This is a genomic window from Kitasatospora sp. NPDC094019 (genome assembly GCF_044764505.1).
In the GTDB taxonomy this organism is placed as follows: Bacteria; Actinomycetota; Actinomycetes; order Streptomycetales; family Streptomycetaceae; genus Kitasatospora.
This window is the reverse complement of record NZ_JBIWIF010000001.1, coordinates 852,898-875,801: the sequence shown is the minus strand read 5'-3', so window position 1 is coordinate 875,801 and position 22,904 is coordinate 852,898. Positions and strand designations below refer to the sequence as shown.

Below are 22,904 nucleotides of genomic sequence, written 5' to 3'. Positions count from 1 at the left end.
GAGGTGGTGGGTCTGGGTGCCGGTGGTGAGATTCCAGACTCGGACGGAGTTGTCGTTGCTGCCGGTGATGGCGTGCGGGTGGCCGTTGATGCGGGTCACCGCCACCGCGGTCACCACACCGGTGTGGCCGGACAGGGTGCGGACCAGGGACGGTGAGACCTGATTGGCCGTTGCCCATCGCACAGTCCAGTCGGCGTCGCCGGGCAGCTCGGATTGGAGTGGCGCGTTGCGGAAGCGTGCGGCGTCCAGCGCGAGGATCTGGCGGCGTGCCACAGGCGGCAGCGCATGGTGGACGCCCCAGGAGGCAAGGTAGACGGAGGCGTTGAGTCGGCCCTGCTCGGATTGTGCATAGGACAGGGCATCGGCGAGGGTGTGGGGGTCGGCGTGCTGGAGGTAGCCGGCGTCGAAGAGGAGTTCGTCCAGGCGTCCGGCGTCGATCGCGTGCTGGGCGGCATGTCTGATCAGATAGCCATCAGTGTGCTCCCACCGCAGCCCGCCGTTCCGATCGCGGGGGACGCCTTGCAGGAGCTGCTCGAACAGCCGCTCGGCACGACCGGGCAGCGGGTCCGTCGTCGTCGGCGAGTCCTTGTGAGACGGTCCGCCGGCCGGCCCGCGCAGCCAGTCGGCGAGACCTTGGTGGAAGAGCCGGTAGAGGGTGGTTCCGTCGGTGTCGATGTCGCGGCGCAGGTAGAAGCGTGCTTCCCCGTCGAGGAGGGCGTACAGCTCCGGCAGCGACGGGGGAGGGGTGTCGGGGGCGGTGAAGGCGGCGGCCGTGTGGACGAGGACGCTTTCGGGCATGCCGCGGCCCTGGGCGAAGGCGAGGGCTGTGAGTACTGGGCGCAGGTGGGGCTGGTCGGTGTGGCGTTGGAGGTCGAGTTCGAGGAGGTCGGGCAGGCTGCGGGGCACGGCCCGGCCCAGCCGCGTGGCCTCCTCGGGAGTGGCGGCGGGCGGGGCGGCAAGGAGGTGGTGGACGTAGAGGCCGGTGGTGAGGAATTCGCCCCATTGCGGGCCTTCGGTGTCGTGGCCTGTCCGGTCTGTCGGTGGGTGTGCGGTGAGGGTGTCGGCGATCGCGTCGGCGAGGGCGTCCCGGACGGGCCGCAGGTTGGCGCGGATGTAGGGGCCGTCGGCGGTGAGGAGCCGTTTGGCGTAGGCGCTCACGTCCCGGCGGACCTCGCACGGTGCGACGGTGCTCAGATCCGTGCACCCTCCGCTGTCCTCGGCCAGGCCGAGAAGTTGATCGAACCGGGTGTCGGCGCGGGTGGCGACCAGCAGCCGCAGCCGGGCGCCGGCCGTCTGCGCGTGCCGGGCGAGAGGGAGCAGCAGGGCGGTGGAGATGTCCTCGGGTCTGAGGGCTTCATCGAGGGCGTCGATGACGACGGTGACCGGGCGCTGGTCAGGGGGGAGGAGGTTCAGCAGTCGCTGTGCCGGGTTCCCGGCCGGAGCCGGGGCTTCCTCGTTCGCCGGGGTCGGGGCGTCGGGGTCGGTGATGCGGCGCAGCTGGCGGGCCAGGGAGGCGGTGATGTGGTCGAGGCCGAGGCGTCGGGCGTGGACGGCGGCGATCCGGTCGTTCTCGCCCGGGACGTGGTCATGGAGCGTGGCCCACAGGGGACGGGTGTGGCGGCGCAGTGCGGGGTGGGCGGCGCACAGGAGGAGGCCGAGGAGTGCGGACTTGCCGGCGCCCGGTTTGCCGGTGATCACCCGTAGTCCCGGGGCGGCGGTGTCGTCGTCGAGCCAGGTGGCGAGGGTGTCGAGTTGTTCGGTTCGGCCGCTGAAGTAGCCCTCGCTCCAGTCGCGGGCGACGGGTTCGCCGCCGCCGGCGCGGCGCATGAAGTGGAGGGGGTCCGCGGCCCAGTCGGCCAGGCGGGCAATCTCCGGAGGCAGGTCCGGTGCGGGGCCGGTGCGGTGGGAGGCGTAGGAGGGGTTGGGGAAGAACGGCAGGTGGGAGAGGTCGGCGTGGCCGGGGACGAGGCTGGTCAGGATCGACTGCGGCAGCCCGCCGGACTCTTCGGCCAGCTCGTTGACCGCGCGTTCGACGTCCCGCCAGACGGCGGCGGCCGGAATGTGCCGGAGGGAGGAGTCGAAGCGGATTTCCAGGGCTTGGTGGTACTTCGTCAGGACCTGGACCAGGGCCTGGCTCAGTCGGTATCCGAACGCCTGCCGGTCCGGCCTGCTCGCGGCGAGCACCCAGGACTTGCGTTTGTCGACGTCCATTCGCGAGTGCCAGGCGGTCACTGCGGCCTGTCCGCTGTAGCAGACGTCCAGGACGAACAGGGTCATCGGTCGGTGACGTTGGGGGTGATCCTCGATCAGGTCGATCCAGCTGCCGACCGGGCGGCTGAGCCGGTTCCCGTCGTTGTCCAGGATGTACAGCTTCTCGCTGCTGCCGTCGGCGAGCTCGCCGTGTCCGACGATGTGCACGATCAGTACATCGGCGTCCTCGGCTTCGACAGCGGCCTCTACCAGCCGCGCGTAGTCGGCTTGCTCCTGAGCCTGCGACGACGCTGTCGCCGTCGGGCGACGGGTGTACCGGAAATCCTCCAGAATGTCCGCGACTCTGTCGGCATGGAGGGGAGCCTCCTCCAGGACGTCCAGACCGAACCGTGGCGAATCCCCGTCCTCGGTCCGCGTCAACGCAATCCCCAACGAGAGCACCGAGTAGCGCAGTTCGTCCGAGGGCTCCGGCCGTCCCACGGCCAATGCCATCACGCTCCCGGGCCCTCGGCAGTCGATCAATGCGATTCGACGTTAGACGCTTCACGTCGCGGCGGGGCCGGAACGCCCGGATCGGTGCAGTAATTTCAGCTGACAGGCCGTCTCGACAGGATGCGGGACAGCTCCTGGTCCGGGCGTCGTCACCGAATGCAGGGTGCTGGCCGTCCGAGTGCGGGCTGGACCAGCCACCCCGACCCCGACAAAGCCGCCCGGACGCTGCGCACCGTCGAGGACGCCGTCGAGTGGCCGATCTCCCACCCCCGCTGCACCCGCGCGTTCGGACTGTCCCCGATGAAGGGGGCCGTGGAACCGGGGAACTGTGACCAGCCCCAAGTGTGTGCGGTACCGAGCCGAGCTTCGGGAGGGTGCCCTCTTCTGAACGCCTTTGATCGCCGTGACGCCTATTCGGTTCTCTGTTCGGCGTCAGTGTGTTCGGTGAAAACGGGGAGGATTGCGCGGCGCCTTCCAGGGCGACCGGGGACCATCGGGCGCGCTACGTTCTTCGCATCGGCCCACCCCGCTCCGGGGTCGCCCCGCCCGGTGTCTTCAGCACCGGACGAGGCTGTCAGGCCAGCCATGGAGGTAACGCCTACCTATGTATGACCGACCCGCTTTCGGACGGGCTCTGCCCGAGGTGTTCGCCCACGCTAGCAGGGGCGACGGTGCCTTCGCGGGATTGCGCGGAGCGTCTGCCTCCCGCGGTGCGGTGCAGCTGCACGCGTTCCTCGCCCCGCTGGTGCTCGCGTGGGCGGTCGTGTCGCCCACCGAGGCGGAGTGGGCGCGCGCGGCGCTGATCCTTGGTGTGCTGAGGATGTGCCGCAGCACCGGCTTCGAGTGGGTTCGCTTCCGCCGGTTCTGAGCCCGATGCAGGTCGGTCCGGGTGCCGGTGGGCACCCGGACCGACCGCCGCGTACCGCGCTTCCATGCGCCGCAGCATGCGTCTTCGCGCCCCTGCGTGTCCTCCTCCCACGCGCCGACGTGCGCGCCTTCTGCCTCTGCGCGTGCGGTAGGACACATCCCTCCCGACATCGACGCCGAACGGAGCACCGGTGGCTATATGCCTCTGCTACGCCGCCTTCGTCGAACTGAATTACGACCACTACAAGATGTACGCGCGAGCGCGTCTGGGCGATGCCGGTCTCGCCGAGCGGGTCGTCGCGCTCGTTCTGCGCAGGACGGAGGCGGACTGGGAGCGGGCGCTGCGTGACGATCCTGCGGCGTTCACCTGGCGCGCACTGTGCGAAGCCGTCACCGCGGCACGCACACTCGCGCCGACCGCGCCCCCGGACCGCCTGCACCGTGTCATGCCCGACCAGGCGGCCGATGCCGCGCTGCTGCACGACCTCCTCGGCTTGGAGCCAGCTGCCGCGGCCGCGCTGATGGGGCTGGACGGACCCTCCGTCCATGTCCAGCTGAAGGCTGCACGGCGCTGGCGTGGCGGGCGGACCGCGGCCGGAGGCGCCTGACAATCCGACATACGTTCCCGAGCGAGCCCGGCCGACCACCTACGCCCCTGGTCGGCCGGGCACTTCGCCATGCTTTCGCCACCTTCACCCTCGCGTGTGGTTTCGGCACTTCGGAACGCGCCCTAGTATGACGCGACGTCACAATTGCTCGGCGGCGCTCAAGTTCGCATCACGCAGGGGGTAGCGGGTGAATCGGAACGAAGCCGACTGGCAGGAGCCCATTGACAGGGCCAGGCCAAGCGCGGCTCGGATGTACGACTTCCTCCTCGGAGGAAATCGCAACTACCCGTCCGACCGCGCGGCGGTCGAGGAGTTGCTGAAGACCGCGCCGAGCAGTCGCGAACTGGCGCTCAACAACCGCAGCTTCCTGATAAGGGTGGTCGGACACATCGCCCGGCGCTACGGGATCAGGCAGTTCATCGATCACGGCTCGGGCCTGCCCACCCAGAGCAACGTTCACGAGGTCGCTGAATCCGTCCATCCGGACGCGCGAGTGGTCTACGTCGACAACGACCCGATGGTCCTCGGCTACGGCCGAGCGGTGCTGGACGAGAGCCCGAACGCGGTGATCCTCAACGCCGACATGGCGGACACGCCCGCGATCGTGGCCGGCCTCAAGGGGCGGATCGACCTGACCGAGCCGGTCGCTGCTCTCTTCGTCTCCGTGCTCCACTGCGTTCCCGATCGGGGCAACGGCGATCCGAAGGCGATCATCGAGCGCACGGTGGACCTGCTGGTCCCCGGCAGCGTCGTGGTGGTCTGCCAGTTGGTCAGCGACGACGCCGCGGTCCGCGACGCCGTGACGGGGCTGATGCAGCAGCAGACCGGGGGCAAGTGGGGGCGTGTGCGCACGGAAGCCGACGTCTACGACTTCTTCGACAATGACAGGCTCGTTGTCGAGCCCCCCGGCCTGGTGGACGTCACCGACTGGCGCCCCGACGCCCAGGCGCCCGCCCGGCAGGAGACCCTGGAGTGGATCGAGTTCGGCGGGCTCGCGCGCGTCGTCTGACGCGCCCGCGCCCGCCCGGCCCGGCCCGGCTCTACAGGCAGAGCTTGGCCTCCAGCAGGGCGTTCTCGATGAGGCGGCGGCTGTCCCGGTACCCGGGAGCCCTCATGAGCACGTTGTCGATGAGATCGTCCAGGTCCACGTAGTCGGGGTCGTCGGCCTCAGTGATCCCGGGCAGCGAGCCTCGGTGGAAGGACGCCGTGCGCCCCGTCTCGCTGTAGATCACGTCGGGGACCGCGTCCAGGAGCGACCTGCGGAAACCCAGGCGCGCCAAGGTGCTTACCGGGACGGCCAGAGGAGCCCGTGCAGTCATCACTCGGATGCCGACGGGCAGGGCCCGGTTCTCCACGATGTCGAGCAGCTTCTGCAACTGGTCGATCAGGACCCCGGGGTGGCCGAAGTCCGCGTAGAGCACGGCCTCCTCGATGAAGAACCGGCCCTTGGGCCGGTCTGTGACCAGACGTCCCGCGAACCGGTGTCGGCGCTCTGCCCGAAGGCCGACGATCACGTCCTGCAGCCCGGCGTCCTTCAGGCTGGCCGGCAGGGTGTAGTTGGTGACGAGCTTGGAGTACGCCTCGGTCTGGAGCTGGCCGGGGATCGCGATGCGGTCCACCATGAAGAACTCGGTCGCCGACTCCTCCAGCGAGGTCAGCCGGAGCATCGAGTCGGGTACTACCTCGCGGTGCCCGCTGCGGAACCTCGACGCCCAGCCCTCCTTCGACGCTTCGAGCGCGAGGGTGCTCAGGTGGTCGCGGTAGGTGCCCGGTGCGATGTCCAGGGCATCCATAATGATGGACACGATGTGCGGCTTGTCGATCCGCACCTCGCCGCCTTCGAGGCGGCTGTAGAGCGACTTGCTGACCCGCCCCCCGGTCGCCTCCACCACCTCGCTCTGCTTGCGGCGCCCGCGCGCGACCTCCAGGTGGGCGCCCAGGATCAGCCCGGCTTCCGCCCACGGCCGGTCCGCGCGGCCCCCGCGCCCGGAATTGAATGTCTCGACGGCCATCGGGCCCCCCAGTGCTTTATCCCAACCATTGAGCTATCCGGATGAGTTTTACACAAGGGGGCCCGACCGTCACACCAATCGGCTAAGACGGGAATCAGCCGTCAGCTGAACGTCAGGCCGTCAGGTGATCGAATTCACCGTTACGGACGCCGTCGAACAGCGAGTCGATCTCGGCGCGCGTGAACACCAGCGCCGGGCCGTCCGGGTGCCTGCTGTTGCGGACCGCCACCGCGCCGGTGTCCAACGGCCGGAGCTCCACGCATGACCCGGTCTGCACGCTACGCCTGGCCTTCTGCCACTGCCCCGCCGCCTCGATGGTGTCCGCCGCGACGCCGTTGAAGATCTCCATGACGAGCCTCCTCCATGATCGAACGACACTCCACTCCCATTGGTCGTATCAATGGGAAGCCCCCGTCGGGAGGTCTGCGCAATCCCGTGCGGGATTGCGCAGACCGAGCGAGAAGAATCATTCACCCTCCGCGACAAGAAAGGCCATTACACGATCGAGTGAATGCCCATGGATTTTGCACATCTATGACGGAACTATGATCGGACCAGTCAGTTCCTGCCCCGCTGTTCGCCAGGCAGGCAGCTAACTGCCCTCAGAACAGCTTCTACTGTGACCGCATCAAGATCAGCGGGGCCGTCGACCGTCGGGGCAGAGGGTGATCGGCTCGGTACGCCTCTAGTTCGGTCCGCAGCACTGGAGGAAGCGGGTGTCCACGGCGGCCTTCGGGAGGTTTCGAAGCCAGAGCAGGAGATCACTCAAGGGCGTCTATGGCGGTGGTGATCAGCGTGCGCGCGGCGGCACCGTGGACCGCGAGCCCGGCGAAACGGGCGAACGCCTGGTTGTAGAGCGCGAGGTCACCGGGAGCGGTCACGGTGACCTGGGCCGACAACAGTTCGACTCCGGCTTGCCGGTCGTCGAAGAGATTGAAGGTCTCCACCGGCCACATCGTACGAGGGCCCGCAGTGAACGGGATGATGCCCAGCGACACCGACGGCATCGACATGATCCGGAGCAGGTGGCCGAGCTGCCCGGCCATCACTGCCTCGTCGCCGAGCCGGTACCGCAGGACGGACTCCTCGATGACCGCGACGAAGCGGCGCCCGCCCTCGAAGACGACACCGGAGCGAGTCAGGCGGGCTTCGACCGCGTCCGCCACGTCGTCCGGGGTCTGGCGGACATCGGCGACCGTGCGCAGCAGAGCGGTGGCGTACTCCCGTGTCTGCAGGGCGCCGGGGACGACGCGGGAGGAATAGGCACGGAAGTGGCGGGTGCGGGTGTATAGCGGAACGCGGGCCTGTTGGGCATGGCGCAGTCCTGTGCGGGTGAGGCGTCGCCACTCGACGTACAGGGAGTCGGCGGCGCGGTTGGAAGCGATCAGGTCGTCGGCCTGGTCATCAGCGTCGCAGGCCCGGCACCAGGCACGGATGTCGGCGTCGGCGGGGGCCGCCTTGGCGTTGAGGATGCGGGAGGTCTTGGCGGCATGCCAGCCGCAGCGGGCGGACAACTCCCCGCCCTTCAGGCCGGCGTCGCGCATCAGCTCGCCGAGACGGGCGGCGAGGGCAACACGGGCTGCCTGGGCGCTGGAGGACGGGGAGGTCGGCATCGTTGCTGTGGTGATTGGCGCGGTACGGGTCAGATGCTGTACTTCTCGTGCGGCACGGCCCGCTGCCAGACCGTCTCGAAAGCCGCGGCGCACAGCCTGGCCACGGCCGGGTCGTCACTGAACGACGGGCCGGCGGATTGGCCTTCGCCGGTGAAGTGGTTGAACCTCACCAGCTTGCCGTCGAACAGCCAGAAGTCGTTGCCGGGCAGGGCGATGTCGGACGCCCGGCGCCGGGGCAGCCACCTGATGTCCTCGCCGGCGGCGATGTTCGTGAACGTCCCGGAGTGCTCGTACCTGATGTACTCCGACACCGGCTCGGAGACGATCCGAGCGCGCCGGACCTCAACACCGCGGGCCACGGTCTCCTGGATCCTGGTGAGCCACGGCCTCCACCAAGCTGCGCGGTCGGCCGGGTCGTAGCGGAAGCCGTCCCGCCACGCAGCGAGAGCCTCCGCCTCCTTCTCGACACTGTAGGAGTCGCGCATCTCCAGGTGCACAGCGGTGAACTGAGCGGCAGCCAGCTGCTCAGCGAACGTCGGTCCCGTCGGCGGCATCGCACGCCTTCCTCAAGATCGGCACCATGCGCTCCGGCAGCCGGACCACATCCTCCGAGTCGGGGATGCTACCGGTCTCCAGACACGCGGTGCGCAGTTCGTCACTGGCCTTCCAGCCCTGGATGACGATCTCGCGGGTTTCCTCGTCGAACCAGACTGTCGGGCACTCATCGTCCCCGGTGCTGGGGTCGATCCCAATGAGTCGTAGCCTCTTCATACCAGCCCTCCATCGCAAGCCAGTTGCGCAGATTTGCTCGACGATTCCCCACAGAGTGGTCACCGTCAAGGGCGTGGTGAGGAGTTCGGACCCCGCCCGACGGTCTCTGGCCTGTCCGCAGCGCGTTGGTCGTCCACTCGTCCTCGAAGGGGTTGCGTTGCCCGGGCGGCACCGGTCGACGTCGCATGGGAGCGCAATTCTGCGCAAAATTCTGGCACCGTCCGCAACTGCCTCGCTACGGTCAATCACATCTTGAGGGGCGAAGTACAGCTCCAAACCCGCTCCCGCCTCGGCTCTTCCTCACCGCGACCGCACAAGAAGGAAAGGAAGCGATGACCACCACGACCGCGCTTCACCCCGTGACCCAATGGGACACCGTCGCCCAGCTCGTCAGCTGGCTGGACGCCAACGCCACCCTGCCGCCCGAGCAGGAACGGCTGATGCGCATCCTCAAGCTCAGCGAGGAGGTCGGCGAGGTTAGCGAAGCCATCGCCGGCGTTCTCTCCTCTAATCCGCGTAAGAGCCGCAGTCACGCCGAGGCCGACGTGCAGGCCGAGCTGTGCGACGTGATCCTCACCGCCATGGCCGCCCTGCGCAGCCGCGCCCCCGACGCGAACGAGGTCTTCTGCGCGCACCTCGACCGGGTCGCCCGCCGCTCTCTGCCCGACTACCGCGGTCCGGCCAGGATGCACGACCTGCACCTCCTGCCCGAGTATCACGCCCTGGTCGCCAGCGGTGACAAGACCATCGAGGTACGCGCCGCCAGCCCGGCCAAGAACCTGATCCGCCCCGGCGACCGGATCGACTTCCGCACCGACCACGACCGGCCGGTCGCCTGCGAGGTCATCAGCGTTGGCCACTACCCGGACTTCTCGGTCCTCCTTGGCGAGGAGGATCCGGCCGCGATCAACCCGGCCACCGACCGGGCCGGCACCTTTGCTGCCCTACGCAGCATCTACCCGCCCGACAAGGAGCAGCTGGGCGCCCTCGCCATCGAGATCGCCCTGCTGGCAACTGACCACCCCGACCGGTAGTCGGCCCTGCGGCGCCAGTGCGCGCCGGCCGCCGCAATCCTGCCCGGACGACCTGCCGGCGCGAAGCCGCTCCCGAAGCGTGGCTTCGCGGAGCCCTAGTCCGTTCCAGAGGAGGTTCGAGATGCCCTCCAGCGACTCGTCACCGCAGGGTTCGATCAGCGACTCGCGGCTCGACGAGAGCCACTCCGTGATCGTCGCCCCGCTCCGGACGGTGCCGACACTGGCGGTCCCCGCGGGGATACTGGCGGGAGCCCGTACCCATGCGGGCCAAGTCGACAGCACCGCCATGCAGGAGGCCGCCAGTGACCGAACCGTCCCGCCCGATCCGCCCCCCGAAGCCCCACGACCTCGACCTCACCGGGGCCCAGTGGCTGGCCGCTCCGGACGCGCCCGAAGGCCCGCAGATCGCCTTCGTCGGCGACTACATAGTCATGCGCCATGGGTCGGACCACGAGGCGCCGGTTCTGATCTTCGACGAGAACGAGTGGGCGGCGTTCAAGTCCGGCGCCGCTGCTGGCGAGTTCGACTTGTCCTAGGCGAACGCGGGCGTGCATCGCTGACCGCTTGGCGCGGGCAGACCGACGGCCCCCGTGCGCTCAGTCGACCCGCCTCAACGCGTTCGGCCCGACACGCTTGCGGGGTGTCGGGCCGAACGGGCGGGCATGAACGGTCAGGTCGTAGCCGGCACCAGAGCGTCGGTCGCGACGGCGTTCACGAACGCGGCGAACGCTGTCGCTTCGTACCGCAGAGCGGGCCCAGTGGGGTTCTTGCTGTCGCGAACCGCAACCTCCCCGGCGGTGCCCGCACATTCCACGCAGTTCTCGCCGTTGCCTCCGCTGAATGTCGACGACCGGAACGCGAAGCCGGTCTCCGTGGCGTTGGGGTAGTAGCTCATCGGATCTTGTCTCTCTGTGCGGTGATGAAGGAAGCCGAGTCCGGAATGCTCATGGCCTCGGCTGTGATCGCGGTGAACTTGGATCGGTACAGCTCCACGTCGCTTGGGTCCTCGACCCACAGGCTGTTCAACAGTCCTTCGACGAGAACAACGTCGAGGTCAGCACGGTGCGGGAACCCGACGACGGAGAACGGCCCAGCCATACCCGGGTGTGCAGATGCGCCGACTGGCATGACCTGGATGTTCACGTTGGGCAGGCGTCCGAGGCTCAGGATTCGATCGAGCTGCGGGCCCATGATCTCTGGCTCCTTGGCGAAGGCGGTGAGCGCCGCCTCATGGATGACCGCCCAGACCTCCAGCGGATTCGGCCGGGACAGGACGGACTGCCTGGCCATCCGTACCTGGACGAGGTCCTCGACTGTCCCGACCTGGGTGACGCGCAGCTGCTCGATGATGTTCCGCGCGTACTCGGCCGTCTGGAACAACCCGGGGATGAAGCTGTTCTCGTACGTCTTGAAGGTCGCGGCCTCGGTCTCCAACATGATCAGATCGTTGGTGATCGGGGTGATGGCGTCGCGGTAGCTCAGCCACCAGCCACGGGTGTGCCCGGTCTTGGTGATCTCGATCAGACTCGTGCGCACATCCGGATCGGTGCAGCCGTAGAGATCCAGCAGCTTGGTGACGTCATCGACCTTCGCGGCACCGCGACCGTTCTCTATGCGAGCGATCTTCGGCTGACTCATCCCGGTCGCTTCGGCCGCGGCCTCGGCAGTCAAGCCCGTCTTCTCGCGAAGACGGCGAAGCTCAATGCCAAGTCGCCTTCGGCGAACTGTCGGCGGCATCGCCATGTGCTTGCCCCTCCTGACCTCTCACAACAGTGTGCCCTTGGCCTGGGCGCGTGCGCTACCAGCGACGGCAGTCTATGGGGCCGCCGTCGGGCTCAATTTGACTATATTCAATTCTTTCGCGACTAGCTTGCGCTTGGTGTCGAACAGGCGCCATGCTGTGAGTGACGGATCGCCCTCCTGGGTTGATGACTTGATGGTCCGTCAAGGGAGTTCGTCGCGACTTCGATCACCACATGTGACTGATGACGCGTCGGTCACCTGCTCAGAGATTGATGGGTCTGGTCGGCAGCCGTCGTTCCAACCCCCACGGCCGAGCGGCCGGCAGGGCCGCTCCCCGGCAACGCCCCCAGCCGCACCACCACCTCGGCCCGGAGGAACTGCCATGCGTGTCTTACAGTTCACGACCCCGCTCAGAACCGCCTCGCTCGGAGCGACCCGCGACAGGATCCTGCGCGAGGTCACTGACCTGGCCGGCATCAAGCTCGACGACGACCAGAAGTACGCGCTGCGCGTCTGCTCCTCGGAGGCCATCGCCAACGGGATCAAGCACGGATTCGGCGGCCAGGCCCCCGATGGGAACACCGCGCTGCTGATCGAAGCCGATATCGACAGGAGTCGAGAGAGGCTGCGCATCACCGTCACCGACGGGGGCATCGTCCTGCCGTCGATGGACGGGCGAATGGACGACCTAGAGGCGACCAGCGGCCGCGGGCTCGGGGTCATCGCCGGTTACGCCGACGATGTCGGTTGGGGTCAGCGCACGAACCCCGCCGGCAGCGTGATCGGCTGGAGCGTGTGGTTCGAACTTGAGGTGCAGACGTCCTCGGTCGCTGGCCAGGCCGCAGCTCACTCGGAGGCGCCCCCGGACCGGCGGGATGGCCCGGGGCCGGGTGGGAGCATCCGCAGCCGCATCGCCGGGTTGACCGCTGCCGTGGCCGTTCGGCGGTTGAGGCCCCAGATCCGGATCGGCACCCTCGGCACACCCCATCACCGGCGCGTCGAAAAGGGCAGGATCGCGGCGTGAGCGCCGGGTCGGTCCCGCCGTGGGCCCGACCGCGCGCCGGGTCGGAGACCCGTTCACGTCCGTTCGGACAAGGTCAAAACGGTCGGTGGGCGCCATGAGTCAACAGCCTCACCCCAGCCGCACTGCCTTCTTGGGCGACCTGCACGAGACCCCAGGGCCGCTTCCGGCGCCCAGAGCGCAGGCCGAGTACCGCTGCACTCCCGTCGACGAGGAAGGACGAGTAGTCATGGCTGGCCGTGGCCGACCGCGAGGGATCTCCGACGATGCTGTTCGTGGGGGCTGGTGGCTGGCCCGGGCCAGTGGCGACGCCGCCCGCGCACGCCTGGAATGGAGCCGAAGCGGGCTCGTCGAGATCCCTGTCGGCATCCACTTCGACGTCGTCCGGCTGCTGTCACCTCAGCTGGGGCGGGCCGCGATCGAGGACCTTCAGGCTTCCGGGCTGCCGCCGGGGCCGGTGATGCTGGACCACGCCCGTCGCCACTGCTATTGGCTTGTGGCTATCGAGCCGGGCCGGGAATGGGGCATTCCCGAGGGCGAGTTGCTCAGCCGGCGGCCCGGGGGCAGAGGCCCGCAGACGATCCCGATGCCCGCTGTAGGCGTCGGTCGCGTCGGTGACCGGGAATGGTTGGTCGGGCCGGACGGCAGTGGCCTTCTCACCAGGCGAAGAGATCTCGCCATCGCGATCCGCCGTACCCGTTCCGCCCTGCGGCCCGCCGGGGCACCTGCTCCCTGACCGCATACCGGGCATGCCCGTCCCCCTAGCGGCCAGGCCCGCCCCGAACTGCCGTAGCAGGCCCCCAAGCGTAACCGCTACGGCTCCCACGTCTCCTGCGGCTCGGGGGACGTGGCGGAAACACGGTCCGCGTGTCGGAGGGCGAACACGCGGCCCACCCCGGCCTGCCGCACCCCCAGTGCGGCAGGCCGACCCCAGGACCGAACACGCCTTCAACCGGCCCGCCCTCGACCAGAACCCGGGCTGACCGAAGGCGGCTCGCCGCAGTGTCCCCGGCCTCACCCGGAGACCGCCCGTGGTCGTGTATCCCAGGGAACTGATCCGCCGCGTTGCGCACACCGCGGCCCCTACGACGAGGAGTTGCCACCATGTCCACCTTGCCGAAGACCTCCGAGCCCCACGAGCAGCTGCGCTCGGCCATGGTCGACGCGCTGCGAGCCGACGGCACGATCCGCACGGACCGCGTGGCCAGCGCCCTGCTCGCTGTGCCCCGGCACGTCTTCGCCCCCGAGGTGCCGCCGACCGAAGCGTACGAGCCGGTGCGCGCCCTGGTGACCAAGCGCGACGAGCACGGCGTCGCGGTGAGTTCCGTCTCGGCGGCGCAGATCCAGGCCCTGATGCTGGAACAGGCCGACGTCCACCCGGGGATGCGGGTCGAGGAGATCGGATCCGGCGGATTCAACGCTGCCCTGCTCGCCGAACTCGTCGGCACCGAGGGCGAGGTGACGACGGTCGACATCGACCCGTTCGTCACGGACCGCGCATCCCGCTTCCTCGACGAGGCCGGCTACGGCCGGGTGAAGGTGGTGCTCGCCGACGGCTCCGAGCCCGTGGACGGGGCGCCGTTCGACCGCATCCTCGTCACGGTCGGGGCCTGGGACCTTCCCCCGGCCTGGACCGACGGCCTCGCCGAGGGCGGGACGATCACCGTGCCGCTGCGGATGCGCGGCCTGACCCGCTCGATCAGCTTCCGGCGCGACGGCGGGCGCCTGGTCAGCGTCAGCGCGGAGGTGTGCGGCTTCGTCAAGATGCAGGGCACCGGCGCGCACGACGAGCACCTCGTGCTGCCGCGCGGAACCAAGGAGGTCGGGCTGCGCTTCGACGAGCTCGACAGGCCCGACACCAGTCGGCTCGCGGGCGTGCTGGAGACGCCCCGCGTTGAGCGGTGGACGCAGGTCACGGTCGGCAACCAGGAACCCTTCGACTCGCTGTACCTGTGGCTGGCCGGCGCGCTGCCCGGCTTCGGTCTTATCTCCGTCGACCCCGAGTTGGACACCAAGACCGTCGCCCCGGCGAACAGGATGGCCTGCCCGCTCGTCGTGGACCGCGACAGCCTCGCCTACCTCGCGCTGCGCAAGATCGGCGACGACCCCGCGGTGTTCGAGTTCGGCGCGCACGGCTTCGGCCCCGACGGCGACCGCCTCGCGGACCTGATCGCCGAACAGGTCGGCGTCTGGACCCGCGAGCACCGCACCGGCCCCGGCCCGGTCTTCACCGCCTACCCGGCCGGAACCCCCGACGACCAGCTCCCGGACGGGCCGGTCATCGACAAGCGCCACGTCCGGCTCACGATCACCTGGCCGTGACCCGCGACCAGGCAACCCAGCACCACCGACGAAACAGGAGGAACCACCATGACCCGCAACGTTGATGCGGCGACCACGCTGGCCGACGACTTCGACCTCGACCTCCAGATCGTGGAGGGCGCCGACCCCGTCGCCGCCCTGCTGCGCTCCACCGACGACAACTGCGGCAGCACCTGCGACGGCTCGGCGTGCGCCAGCGGCGGCGGCAACGTCTGACCGCCCCCGTCCCGTGTGACCCGAGGCCCGGCGTGCGGCTGCTGTGCGTGCCGCCGCACGCCGGGCCTCGCCCTTCCTGGATTCCGGAGGTGAACCCCCTTGTACCGCCTTGTTGGACCGGCCCTGATCCGCGCCGCCGCGCGGCCCGCCGACGCCACACCGCGATGGCCCGACCTCGCCGACCGCACCCCCGCCGGAGCATCGACCTGGCGAGCCTGGCTGCGCTCGGCCTGGACCGACTCCCAGCTGGTGGCCGCGATCGAGGCCGCGGCAGGGGACCAGTTGACCGGCCGCGTGCACGCGGTGGTCGCGGGCCGCCCGATCGGCACCGCCCGGCTGCGCCGGCTGACGGCCACGGTGATGCACTACGCGCTTCGGGCCCAGGGCAGGGCGACCCCGTTCGGCCTGTTCGCCGGCGTCGCGGCCTGCCCGATCGGGGACAGGGCGGTGGCCCCGCTGTGGGGTGCGGGCCGGACGGAAGCCAGGGCCGACGCTGCGTGGCTGGCCGCCGTCACCACCCGGCTGGAGGAGCTGCTCGCGGACCGGCTGCTGGCAGTGGCCAACGACCTGCGCGTGCTGCGCGGAGAGCGGATTGTGCTGCCGATACAGCCTCACCCGGCGGGCAAAGCCCCGGTCGAGGTCTCGGTGCGCGCCACCCGGGCGGTCCTCGCAGCCCTGGAAGGCGCCACCGAGCCCGTGCCCCTCGGCACGCTCGTCGGCCGCCTCACCGCCCGGTTCCCCAACGCGCACCTCGACCAGGTGCGGCTGATGGTCGGCGAACTGGTCCGGCAGCGGCTGCTGCTGAGCTGCTTACGACCACCGATGACCACCACCGATCCGCTCGGTCATCTCCTCGCAGCCGTTGCACTGGCCGGAGCGGACGACAACCCCGAGGTCGTCCGCATCACCGACGACCTCCGTCGCCTCCACGCCGGGTTGGACCGGCACAACCGGCTTGACACCACCCAGGAGCAGCGGGCGGCACGGGCGGCGATCACGGTCCCCGTGAGCGGCAGCCCCGAGAACGGCCCGCTGCTGATGGTGGACCTGCGGCTGGCCGCCGGGCCGGTGACGCTTCCCGCGCGGGTAGCCCGGGAAGCCGAGCGCGCGGCCGAACTGCTGACCCGCCTCAGCCCGCACCCCGACGGAAACCCGGCCTGGCTCGCCTACCACGCCCGCTTCACCGAGCGGTACGGGCCCGGAGCCGTGGTGCCCGTCACCGAGCTGGTGAACCCCGACACCGGACTCGGCTACCCCGCCCGCTACCGCGACTCGCTCCTTCCCGAGACACCGGCCAGGCTCGGGCGCCGCGACGCCCGCCTGCTCGCGCTCGCCCAGAAGGCCGCAGTAGAAGGCGGCATCGAACACGTCCTGGACGACCGCACGCTGGAGCACCTGGCCCCCGCTCCCGCCCCGCCGGCGGTACAGCCGCACGCGGAGCTCACCGTCCACCTGGCCGCCACCGACACCGGGGCGCTGGACGCCGGAGCCTTCACCGTGACGGTGGTGGCCGCGCCGCGCGCCGCAGGGACCACCACAGGCCGCTTCCTTCACCTGCTGGACGTCGCGGAGCGGGACGCCCTCGTGAGGGCGATCTCCCGAGCGCCGACACTGCGCGGTGACGCGCAGCCGGTACAGGTCTCCGTGCCGCCGCTGTTCACCCGCGTCGAGAACGTCGCACGCACGCCGGCGCTGCTCCCGGTGCTGTCGCTCGGCGAGTATCCCGGCCCCGGCGGGGGCCCGCTGAGGGTGGACGGGCTGGGCGTGTGCGCGGACGAGCGCCGGATGTGGCTGGTCTCCCTCACCGACCGCCGTCCGGTCGAGCCACGCGTGCTGAATGCGGTCGAGTTCCGGGCGCACACCCAGCCCCTCGCCCGGTTCCTGTGCGAGATCACAGGCGCGTTCACGCCCGTGTTCACCGGCTTCGACTGGGGCGCCGCCGGGAAGCTGCCGTTCCTGCCCCGGCTGCGCCGCGGGCGCGTCGTGCTCTCCCCGGCCCGCTGGAACCTCCCCTCCGCCGACCTGCCGCCCCGCGGGGCGCCGTGGGCCGAGTGGGAGCAGGCCGCCCGAAACTGGCTGGCGCTCTACCGAGTACCGGGCAGGGTGCAACTGACCCAGCACGACCTGAAGCTCCCGCTCGACCTCGACCAGCCCGAACACCTGGTCCTGCTGCGCGACCACCTCGACCAGCAGACCTCCGCCGCCCTCACCGAGGCCCCGGCCCCCGAGACGAACGGGTGGTGCGGGGACCGGGCCCACGAGATCACCTTCCAACTGCACTCCACCCGCCCACCGCTGCCACCGACCCGGCGCCGACCCGTGCACGTCACCGGCCATCGCGACGGGCACCTGCCGGGAGCGTCCCGGTGGCTGTACGCACGCCTGTACGGCAACCCGGCCCGGGCCGGCGAGATCCTCGCCCGCATGCCCGCCCTGCTGGGCCGCTGGGTGAACGGCCCCGCCTGGTGGTTCCTGCGCCACACCGACCCCGAACCGCACCTGCGCCTGCGCATCGCGCTGCCGGATCCGGCAGCGTTCGCCCTCGCCGCGGAGCGGACAGGCGCATGGGCGGGCGAGCTTCAAGCCGCCGGTCTGCTGACCCACCTCCAGCTGGACACCTACCAGCCGGAGACCGGCCGCTACGGGCGGGGCGCGGCGATGCGTCAGGCCGAGGAGGTGTTCGCCGCCGACTCCCGGGCCGTCCTCGCTCAGCTCGCCCACGCCCAGCTGACGAAGGCCGACCCGGGCGCTTTGACGGCAGCGAGCATGGCGGCCATCGCCACCGCACTGCTCGGGGCCGACGCCGCAGCACGGTGGCTGCTTGAGCACGTTCCCCGCCACACCGACCACCCCCTTCCCCGCGCCGCCCGCAGGCAGGTGCTGGCTCTCACCGAGCAGCCGGGCACCTGGCCCGCGCTGGCGAACACCCTGTCCGGCCAGGACCTGATCCGGGCCTGGAGGGAACGCGCCACGGCCCTCACCGACTACCGCCTCCTGCTCCACGAGCAGGGGGAGCTGGAGCCGGACGAAGTGGTCGGCGCGCTGCTGCACCTTCACCACGCGCGGGCGATCGGCATCGATCCCGATCACGAGCGCACCTGCCACCGGCTCGCCCGGGCCGCCGCCCTGACCCACACCCATGTCTCGGAGAAGGCCCAATGACCACCACCCGCAGCCGCAACGCATCCGAACCGCTCCTCACCCCGCCCGACAGCACCTCCCCGAAATGGGGACAGTCCCTGGCCAAGGGCGCTCCGGGCATCACCCTGCTGCACATCACCCGCGCCACCACCGGCGCCGGCGACTGGGAGACGGTGGACGCCTGGATCGCCGCCTGCCTGCGCCAACCGGTGCTCTCCACTCCCGGAACGGGCCTGTTCTTCGGCGCCCCCGCACTCGCCCACGTCCTGCGCGCGGCCGCAGCCGCCGGCCCGCGCAGCTACGAGCGGCAGATCACCGCACTGGACGCCACCGTCGACCGGATGACCGAACGGCGCCTGGCCACCGCCCACCAGCGCATCACCCGGCGGGACCGGCCGATCTTTGCCGAGTACGACCTCATCTACGGCATGACCGGCCTCGGCGTGACCCTGCGAGCCCGGGGCGACAGCCACCTGCTGCGCGACGTGCTGGCCTACCTGGTCCGCCTCACCGAACCTCTGCGCGACCTGCCGGGCTGGTGGACCGACACCGCGCCCTCTGGCGGTTCCTCGCCGCACTACCCCGGAGGCCACGGCAACCTCGGCCTCGCCCACGGCATCACCGGCCCGCTCGCCCTCCTCGCCCTGACCTGGACCGAGGGAATCCGGGTCCCCGGCCACCGGGAGGCGATCGACCGGATCACCCACTGGCTCGACACCTGGCGACAGGACACCGGCACCGGACCGTGGTGGCCCGAAGCCGTCACGCCAGCCGAACACCGCTCGGGCCTGGCCCTCCAGAACGGCCCGCTGCGCCCGTCCTGGTGCTACGGCACCCCCGGCATCGCTCACGCCCACCACCTTGCCGCACTCGCCACCGGCGATCAGCACCGCCGAGAGCTCGCCGAACACGCCCTCCTCGCCTGCCTCACCGATCCGCGGCAACGGGCCCGACTCACCGACGACACGCTGTGCCACGGCACCGCCGGGACACAGCTCCTCGCCCACCGGCTCGCTGCCCGCACCACCGACGCCACGACCAGGGCCAGGCTGCACGCGGCAGCCGACGCCATCGCCACGCTCCACGTCGCCCCGGCCGAGGCGGGCCTGCTCGAAGGCGCGGCCGGCACCGCGCTCGCTCACCACACCCTGACCCTCGACCGGCCCGCCGTCACCAGGTGGGACAGCTGCCTGCTGCTGACGTGACCTGGAGGACCCCGTCATGACCGACGCGAAGAAGCCCCCGCCTCCGCTGTTCCAGTTCCACCTGCACCTGACCAGCACGGCCAACACCGAGAAGCTCGCCGCCGAGCACCTCGGACCGGCCCTCGCGGTGCTTGAGCGCACGGGAGCCGTCGCCAACTGGCACTTCGTACGCAAGGGCGACCGATGGCGGCTGCGCTACCAGCCGGGCCCCGTCGACAGCGCGACCGCCACAGCCGCGGTGGACACGGTCCTGGAGCACTTCCGCACCACCGGCGCGATCACCGAGTGGACCCCCGTGATCTACGAACCCGAGACGATCGCGTTCGGCGGCGAGGAAGCCATGGACGCCGCGCACCGCCTCTTCCACCTCGACAGCCGCAACGCCCTCGCCTACCTGCACACCGTTCACAACAGCGAACGGAGCGACCAACGGCGCGAGTTGTCCCTGCTTCTCGGCACCGCAATGATGCGCGGCGCGGGCCTGGACTGGTACGAGACCGGAGACACCTGGGCCACAGTCGCGCACAACCGCCCGCCCGACCCGGGCACCGGCGGCGGGCGCCGACTCCACCAGAGCGTTGGCGTTCTCCTGCGCGCCGACACCGCCCCCACCTCCGCCCTCCTCACCGTCGGGCAACTCTCCTTCGCCGAGCCGTGGTTCACCGCCTTCACCGACAGCGGCCGGGACCTGAGGGCTCTCGCCGACAGCGGCCGGCTCCAGCGCGGCCTGCGGGCGGTCCTCGCCCACCACCAGCTGTTCCACGCCAACCGGCTCGGCCTCAGCCACCAGGACCAGGCGCTGCTGGCCCAAGCCGCCACCACCACCGTCCTCGAACACACACTGGAGCCCTCATGACGGCCGCCCTGATGCCCGGCCCGCTCGCCGACACGCTCCGCTTCTTCCCCCTCGTCCCCCGCAGGCGCCCTCTGGCCCTGTCGCTGGACGCCCGGGTGTCGCGGCTCACCGAACTCGCCGCATCAGCCGACGCTGGCAACAACCCCGTCGACGCATCCGGTGTGCACAACCTCACCGCGCTCCTCGCCGCCGACCGCGGCCTGCCCGACCTCGCCCGAACCCTGTGCCACAACCACGCCAACCTCTACCTCTCCGCCCGCCCGCTTCCCCCTGCCAGGGCCTACCTGGCACTGGAGCCCCTGGTCAACCTCGCCCTGCTGCGTATCCGCGAGGCCGACGGCGACGCCGCCATGGGCCTGCTCGAACAGCTGGCCCACGCCGTCGCCACCGACAGCGACGCCGTCCTCGACGGGACCCCGGTACCCCTCGCGGGCCTGACCGTTCCCGGGCCCGACCGGGAGGAGACCGCCGCGTGGTTGGACAACGTCCTCGTCTACGACGGAGCCCGCGCCCTGGTACGGGCGGGCCGATGGGTGGACGCCCACCTCCACCTGAAGCTGGCCGGCGGTATCGCCCGCCGCATGTTCGACGGCCGCCAGATCGCCGTCATCGCCGTCGCCACCGAAGGCCACATCGACCTGGCGCACAGCCTGCTCGCCGCCAGCCCTACGGAGGAGCCCTGGGAGGACGCGGTCACCGGGGCCCTGACCGTGACCTGCTCCCTTCTCGCCGGGAAGCCCTGCCCCGAGCAGGCCCGCGCCATGCTCAGCGCCCACCAGGCCGTCGGGCCCGGCGACGGAACGCTGATCTTCGACACCCGCCTCGCCCTGACGGTCGCCGATCTCGCGGCCGCGGCCGGACTCCCCGACCACGGGCGGCAGATCTTCACCGCCACCGTCGATCGGGTGCTCGCCGCCCCGGAGGGCTACAGCGCACGCGACCTTCTCACCCACCCCCGGGTCGACCACCTCCCCGCCGCACGACGGCAGCAGCTCGCCGCCGCCATGGCCGCGGCGGGGCTGGGCGTGCGCCGCCTGCCGACCGACCTCGAAGACCGCATCGGCGCCGCCCTCGCCCTCGCCACCAGCGTCATCACCCGCACCGCCACCGCCGACAAGCACCCCCTCCAGACCCAGCCAGCCCAGCACCGAACGGAGTAGCCCCATGGCCGGACGATGGATATCCGCCTCCGAGGCGTTCGACAACCCCTCGGCCATCACACCCCCGCGCACCGACCCCGGCTCCTACACGCCCCAGCACAGCGGGAGCTACCGCCTCGTCGGCTACCGCATCACCTTCCCCGGCCACGTCATCACGGTCCCGGTGGCGCCCCCGCGCCGCCGTCCGGTCCGTCCCGGCGCGGACGCGCAGCAGCCGACCACCCGCCCCCGAATGGCCCGCCACCGGGCCCCGGCGAGCGGGACCAGCACCGATGGCTGAGCACCCGGAACACCGACGGCGAATCACCCGCCCCGGCCCGGCCCGCCCGACGGTCCGCTCCCACCGCTGGCGCCGGCAACTCGGCAACCCCGCAGTCGCCCCGCAGCCGATCGCGTACCTCGTCGACCCCTGGCCGTCCTGCCCCTGCCACCGTCCCGCCCCCAGCCCGGAGAGGGCCAAGAGATGACCACCACCACCGGGACGACCCGGCCGGTGCCCGTTCTCGGAGACGAGGCCGCCCGCCTGGTCCAGCGCACCGGTATCCCCGTTCTCCTGCTCGCCGGCCAGCCGGGCGGAGCCACCTTGAGCGCCACCATCGACGGAGACCCCCGCCGCTACACCGCTACCACCGCCACCTACTCGGACGGCCTGCGAACCGAGGTCCACGCCCCCGGCGGACCCGACCCCGAACAACTCGTCCGCCGAGCCCTGCCGGGCACCGACCGCACCAGTCCCGCCTACCTCGCCACGCCCGGCGCGATGACACTCGGCGCGGAGGTCCGCCACGGCGGCCTGATGGCGCGCGCCGGCACCTGGAACGGCTGGACGCTGCTCACCGTCACCGCCGACACCAACTACCGCGGCCCCCTTCCGGCACTGCGGCTGATCGGCGCCGACTCCCTGCCCGCTGGCCGCCCCGGTCACACCTTCACCGGCCGGAGCGAGTGGTGAACGGAGTGCTCCTCAGCAATGCCGTCGAGCCGACCCGTCTGCTCACAGACCTCGCCCCCTGGGTGGTGGTCCGGGAAGGCGAGCGAAGGGCCGATCCGCCCCTCGTCATGACCCCCTGCGGTCTCGCGTACGCCGACGAGACCGCGTACGACCGGGACGAGCACGGCCTCCTCTGGGCGCGCTGGACCGGCCGGTGCGAGGGCCGCCCCCAGTTGGCCAACGTGCACTCCGCGCGCCAGCGGCGAGCGAAACGCCGATCGCTCTGCCAGGGCTGCAAGAAGCCAGCCGACAGCGACGAGAACGGCGTGCTGTGGCTCGTCGAGAACGGCCGCGCCGCCGACTGGCCGGACTGGCCCGAGCAGATGATCACCATGCACCCGCCGACCTGCCTGCCGTGCGCCGACACCGCCCGCGACCACTGCCCCCACCTCAAACGCACCGGCAGCGTGCTCATGCGCGTGCGAAGACCCGAACTCGCCGGAATCAGAGGCCACTTGTACCGGCCGGGCGAAGGGGTCCCGGTGCGCGGCGAGATCGTCGAAGTCGAATACGGCGACCCGCGCTCCCGCTTCGTCCTCGCCGAACACCAGCTCGTCGCACTCGAAGGCTGCACCATCCTCAACGGGTCCTACGGGCAACGAAGTTGAGCCAAGATCTGAATCGTCGAAGGAGAGCAGGGC

24 protein-coding genes are annotated in these 22,904 nt (G+C 70.7%); 16 read left to right on the top strand and 8 right to left on the bottom strand.

What is annotated here, in order from left to right; genetic code table 11:
• The coding region (locus ACIQ9P_RS04080; RefSeq protein WP_402349276.1) for an AAA family ATPase at nucleotides 1–2,418 on the bottom strand (2,418 nt) is incomplete at its 3' end.
• 1,000 nt (nucleotides 2,419–3,418) lie between these two features.
• On the opposite strand from ACIQ9P_RS04080, the gene ACIQ9P_RS04075 reads away from it, so the two are divergent.
• From ACIQ9P_RS04075 to ACIQ9P_RS04065, 3 genes are all read left to right on the top strand, one after another.
• Entirely contained in the window at nucleotides 3,419–3,571 is a 153-nt protein-coding gene (locus ACIQ9P_RS04075; protein WP_402349274.1) for a hypothetical protein, read from the top strand.
• 190 nt (nucleotides 3,572–3,761) lie between these two features.
• Nucleotides 3,762–4,178, top strand: coding sequence for a hypothetical protein (locus ACIQ9P_RS04070; protein ID WP_402349271.1), 417 nt, complete (start codon nucleotides 3,762–3,764; stop codon nucleotides 4,176–4,178).
• A 187-nt stretch (nucleotides 4,179–4,365) separates the two neighbouring features.
• Complete coding sequence (locus ACIQ9P_RS04065) at nucleotides 4,366–5,187, top strand: SAM-dependent methyltransferase (protein WP_402349268.1); 822 nt, start codon at nucleotides 4,366–4,368, stop codon at nucleotides 5,185–5,187.
• 31 nt (nucleotides 5,188–5,218) lie between these two features.
• Here ACIQ9P_RS04065 and ACIQ9P_RS04060 read toward each other — a convergent pair whose 3' ends face one another.
• The 5 genes from ACIQ9P_RS04060 to ACIQ9P_RS04040 form a co-directional block, all read right to left on the bottom strand.
• Nucleotides 5,219–6,190: a Scr1 family TA system antitoxin-like transcriptional regulator gene (locus ACIQ9P_RS04060; RefSeq protein WP_402349265.1), complete on the bottom strand. Its 972-nt coding sequence runs from the start codon at nucleotides 6,188–6,190 to the stop codon at nucleotides 5,219–5,221.
• A gap of 112 nt (nucleotides 6,191–6,302) precedes the next feature.
• Nucleotides 6,303–6,539, bottom strand: coding sequence for a DUF397 domain-containing protein (locus ACIQ9P_RS04055; protein WP_402349263.1), 237 nt, complete (start codon nucleotides 6,537–6,539; stop codon nucleotides 6,303–6,305).
• 412 nt (nucleotides 6,540–6,951) lie between these two features.
• On the bottom strand, nucleotides 6,952–7,803 hold the full coding sequence (locus ACIQ9P_RS04050; RefSeq protein ID WP_402349260.1) for a DUF5753 domain-containing protein: 852 nt from the start codon (nucleotides 7,801–7,803) through the stop codon (nucleotides 6,952–6,954).
• Between the two features lie 29 nt (nucleotides 7,804–7,832).
• The gene (locus ACIQ9P_RS04045; protein WP_402349257.1) at nucleotides 7,833–8,357 is read right to left on the bottom strand and encodes a DUF6879 family protein; all 525 of its coding nucleotides are present in this window, start codon (nucleotides 8,355–8,357) and stop codon (nucleotides 7,833–7,835) included.
• A complete protein-coding gene (locus ACIQ9P_RS04040) occupies nucleotides 8,329–8,574 on the bottom strand; it encodes a hypothetical protein (protein WP_402349254.1) in 246 nt (81 codons plus the stop codon). Before ACIQ9P_RS04040 ends, ACIQ9P_RS04045 begins: the two co-directional genes overlap by 29 nt.
• Before the next feature lie 332 nt (nucleotides 8,575–8,906).
• Between ACIQ9P_RS04040 and ACIQ9P_RS04035 the strand changes: the two genes are divergently transcribed.
• Both ACIQ9P_RS04035 and ACIQ9P_RS04030 read left to right on the top strand, forming a co-directional pair.
• On the top strand, nucleotides 8,907–9,608 hold the full coding sequence (locus ACIQ9P_RS04035; protein ID WP_402349252.1) for an ASCH domain-containing protein: 702 nt from the start codon (nucleotides 8,907–8,909) through the stop codon (nucleotides 9,606–9,608).
• 302 nt (nucleotides 9,609–9,910) lie between these two features.
• Nucleotides 9,911–10,144, top strand: coding sequence for a DUF397 domain-containing protein (locus ACIQ9P_RS04030; protein ID WP_402349250.1), 234 nt, complete (start codon nucleotides 9,911–9,913; stop codon nucleotides 10,142–10,144).
• A gap of 134 nt (nucleotides 10,145–10,278) precedes the next feature.
• On the opposite strand, the gene ACIQ9P_RS04025 is transcribed toward ACIQ9P_RS04030, so the two are convergent.
• Both ACIQ9P_RS04025 and ACIQ9P_RS04020 read right to left on the bottom strand, forming a co-directional pair.
• A complete protein-coding gene (locus tag ACIQ9P_RS04025; protein ID WP_402349247.1) occupies nucleotides 10,279–10,503 on the bottom strand; it encodes a DUF397 domain-containing protein in 225 nt (74 codons plus the stop codon).
• Nucleotides 10,500–11,351 carry a helix-turn-helix domain-containing protein gene (locus tag ACIQ9P_RS04020; protein WP_402349244.1) on the bottom strand — a complete coding sequence of 284 codons (852 nt, stop codon included), beginning with the start codon at nucleotides 11,349–11,351 and terminating at the stop codon, nucleotides 10,500–10,502. The genes ACIQ9P_RS04025 and ACIQ9P_RS04020 overlap by 4 nt, the downstream gene beginning before the upstream one ends.
• Nucleotides 11,352–11,733: 382 nt before the next feature.
• Here ACIQ9P_RS04020 and ACIQ9P_RS04015 point away from each other — a divergent pair, with 382 nt between their 5' ends.
• From ACIQ9P_RS04015 to ACIQ9P_RS03965, 11 genes are all read left to right on the top strand, one after another.
• A complete protein-coding gene (locus ACIQ9P_RS04015; protein WP_402349241.1) occupies nucleotides 11,734–12,375 on the top strand; it encodes an ATP-binding protein in 642 nt (213 codons plus the stop codon).
• Between the two features lie 226 nt (nucleotides 12,376–12,601).
• On the top strand, nucleotides 12,602–13,108 hold the full coding sequence (locus ACIQ9P_RS04010) for a hypothetical protein (RefSeq protein WP_402349238.1): 507 nt from the start codon (nucleotides 12,602–12,604) through the stop codon (nucleotides 13,106–13,108).
• A gap of 368 nt (nucleotides 13,109–13,476) precedes the next feature.
• Nucleotides 13,477–14,694, top strand: coding sequence for a methyltransferase, FxLD system (gene fxlM / locus ACIQ9P_RS04005; protein ID WP_402349235.1), 1,218 nt, complete (start codon nucleotides 13,477–13,479; stop codon nucleotides 14,692–14,694).
• Nucleotides 14,695–14,742: 48 nt separating this feature from the next.
• Nucleotides 14,743–14,910 (top strand): FxLD family lanthipeptide, encoded by a 168-nt coding sequence (locus tag ACIQ9P_RS04000; protein WP_400757656.1) that lies wholly within the window; start codon nucleotides 14,743–14,745, stop codon nucleotides 14,908–14,910.
• A gap of 99 nt (nucleotides 14,911–15,009) precedes the next feature.
• Nucleotides 15,010–18,072: a lantibiotic dehydratase gene (locus ACIQ9P_RS03995; RefSeq protein ID WP_402349232.1), complete on the top strand. Its 3,063-nt coding sequence runs from the start codon at nucleotides 15,010–15,012 to the stop codon at nucleotides 18,070–18,072.
• Nucleotides 18,069–19,256 carry a lanthionine synthetase C family protein gene (locus ACIQ9P_RS03990; RefSeq protein WP_402349229.1) on the top strand — a complete coding sequence of 396 codons (1,188 nt, stop codon included), beginning with the start codon at nucleotides 18,069–18,071 and terminating at the stop codon, nucleotides 19,254–19,256. The genes ACIQ9P_RS03995 and ACIQ9P_RS03990 overlap by 4 nt, the downstream gene beginning before the upstream one ends.
• A gap of 16 nt (nucleotides 19,257–19,272) precedes the next feature.
• Nucleotides 19,273–20,112, top strand: coding sequence for a thiopeptide-type bacteriocin biosynthesis protein (locus ACIQ9P_RS03985; protein WP_402349226.1), 840 nt, complete (start codon nucleotides 19,273–19,275; stop codon nucleotides 20,110–20,112).
• Nucleotides 20,109–21,272, top strand: coding sequence for a hypothetical protein (locus tag ACIQ9P_RS03980; RefSeq protein WP_402349224.1), 1,164 nt, complete (start codon nucleotides 20,109–20,111; stop codon nucleotides 21,270–21,272). The genes ACIQ9P_RS03985 and ACIQ9P_RS03980 overlap by 4 nt, the downstream gene beginning before the upstream one ends.
• Before the next feature lie 4 nt (nucleotides 21,273–21,276).
• Nucleotides 21,277–21,552 carry a hypothetical protein gene (locus ACIQ9P_RS03975; protein WP_402349221.1) on the top strand — a complete coding sequence of 92 codons (276 nt, stop codon included), beginning with the start codon at nucleotides 21,277–21,279 and terminating at the stop codon, nucleotides 21,550–21,552.
• Between the two features lie 183 nt (nucleotides 21,553–21,735).
• Nucleotides 21,736–22,224: a hypothetical protein gene (locus ACIQ9P_RS03970; RefSeq protein ID WP_402349218.1), complete on the top strand. Its 489-nt coding sequence runs from the start codon at nucleotides 21,736–21,738 to the stop codon at nucleotides 22,222–22,224.
• Between the two features lie 5 nt (nucleotides 22,225–22,229).
• Nucleotides 22,230–22,871: a hypothetical protein gene (locus ACIQ9P_RS03965; RefSeq protein ID WP_402349215.1), complete on the top strand. Its 642-nt coding sequence runs from the start codon at nucleotides 22,230–22,232 to the stop codon at nucleotides 22,869–22,871.
• The last annotated feature ends 33 nt before the right edge of the window (nucleotides 22,872–22,904 follow it).

Excerpts from the sequence above, each read along its gene's own strand:
- ACIQ9P_RS04060 (WP_402349265.1), bottom strand. The coding sequence starts at position 6,190 with ATGGCCGTCGAGACATTCAATTCCGGGCGCGGGGGCCGCGCGGACCGG.
- ACIQ9P_RS04055 (WP_402349263.1), bottom strand. The coding sequence starts at position 6,539 with ATGGAGATCTTCAACGGCGTCGCGGCGGACACCATCGAGGCGGCGGGG.
- ACIQ9P_RS04050 (WP_402349260.1), bottom strand. The coding sequence starts at position 7,803 with ATGCCGACCTCCCCGTCCTCCAGCGCCCAGGCAGCCCGTGTTGCCCTC.
- ACIQ9P_RS04045 (WP_402349257.1), bottom strand. The coding sequence starts at position 8,357 with ATGCCGCCGACGGGACCGACGTTCGCTGAGCAGCTGGCTGCCGCTCAG.
- ACIQ9P_RS04040 (WP_402349254.1), bottom strand. The coding sequence starts at position 8,574 with ATGAAGAGGCTACGACTCATTGGGATCGACCCCAGCACCGGGGACGAT.
- ACIQ9P_RS04035 (WP_402349252.1), top strand. The coding sequence starts at position 8,907 with ATGACCACCACGACCGCGCTTCACCCCGTGACCCAATGGGACACCGTC.
- ACIQ9P_RS04025 (WP_402349247.1), bottom strand. The coding sequence starts at position 10,503 with ATGAGCTACTACCCCAACGCCACGGAGACCGGCTTCGCGTTCCGGTCG.
- ACIQ9P_RS04020 (WP_402349244.1), bottom strand. The coding sequence starts at position 11,351 with ATGGCGATGCCGCCGACAGTTCGCCGAAGGCGACTTGGCATTGAGCTT.
- ACIQ9P_RS04015 (WP_402349241.1), top strand. The coding sequence starts at position 11,734 with ATGCGTGTCTTACAGTTCACGACCCCGCTCAGAACCGCCTCGCTCGGA.
- ACIQ9P_RS04010 (WP_402349238.1), top strand. The coding sequence starts at position 12,602 with ATGGCTGGCCGTGGCCGACCGCGAGGGATCTCCGACGATGCTGTTCGT.
- fxlM (WP_402349235.1), top strand. The coding sequence starts at position 13,477 with ATGTCCACCTTGCCGAAGACCTCCGAGCCCCACGAGCAGCTGCGCTCG.
- ACIQ9P_RS04000 (WP_400757656.1), top strand. The coding sequence starts at position 14,743 with ATGACCCGCAACGTTGATGCGGCGACCACGCTGGCCGACGACTTCGAC.
- ACIQ9P_RS03990 (WP_402349229.1), top strand. The coding sequence starts at position 18,069 with ATGACCACCACCCGCAGCCGCAACGCATCCGAACCGCTCCTCACCCCG.
- ACIQ9P_RS03985 (WP_402349226.1), top strand. The coding sequence starts at position 19,273 with ATGACCGACGCGAAGAAGCCCCCGCCTCCGCTGTTCCAGTTCCACCTG.
- ACIQ9P_RS03980 (WP_402349224.1), top strand. The coding sequence starts at position 20,109 with ATGACGGCCGCCCTGATGCCCGGCCCGCTCGCCGACACGCTCCGCTTC.
- ACIQ9P_RS03975 (WP_402349221.1), top strand. The coding sequence starts at position 21,277 with ATGGCCGGACGATGGATATCCGCCTCCGAGGCGTTCGACAACCCCTCG.
- ACIQ9P_RS03970 (WP_402349218.1), top strand. The coding sequence starts at position 21,736 with ATGACCACCACCACCGGGACGACCCGGCCGGTGCCCGTTCTCGGAGAC.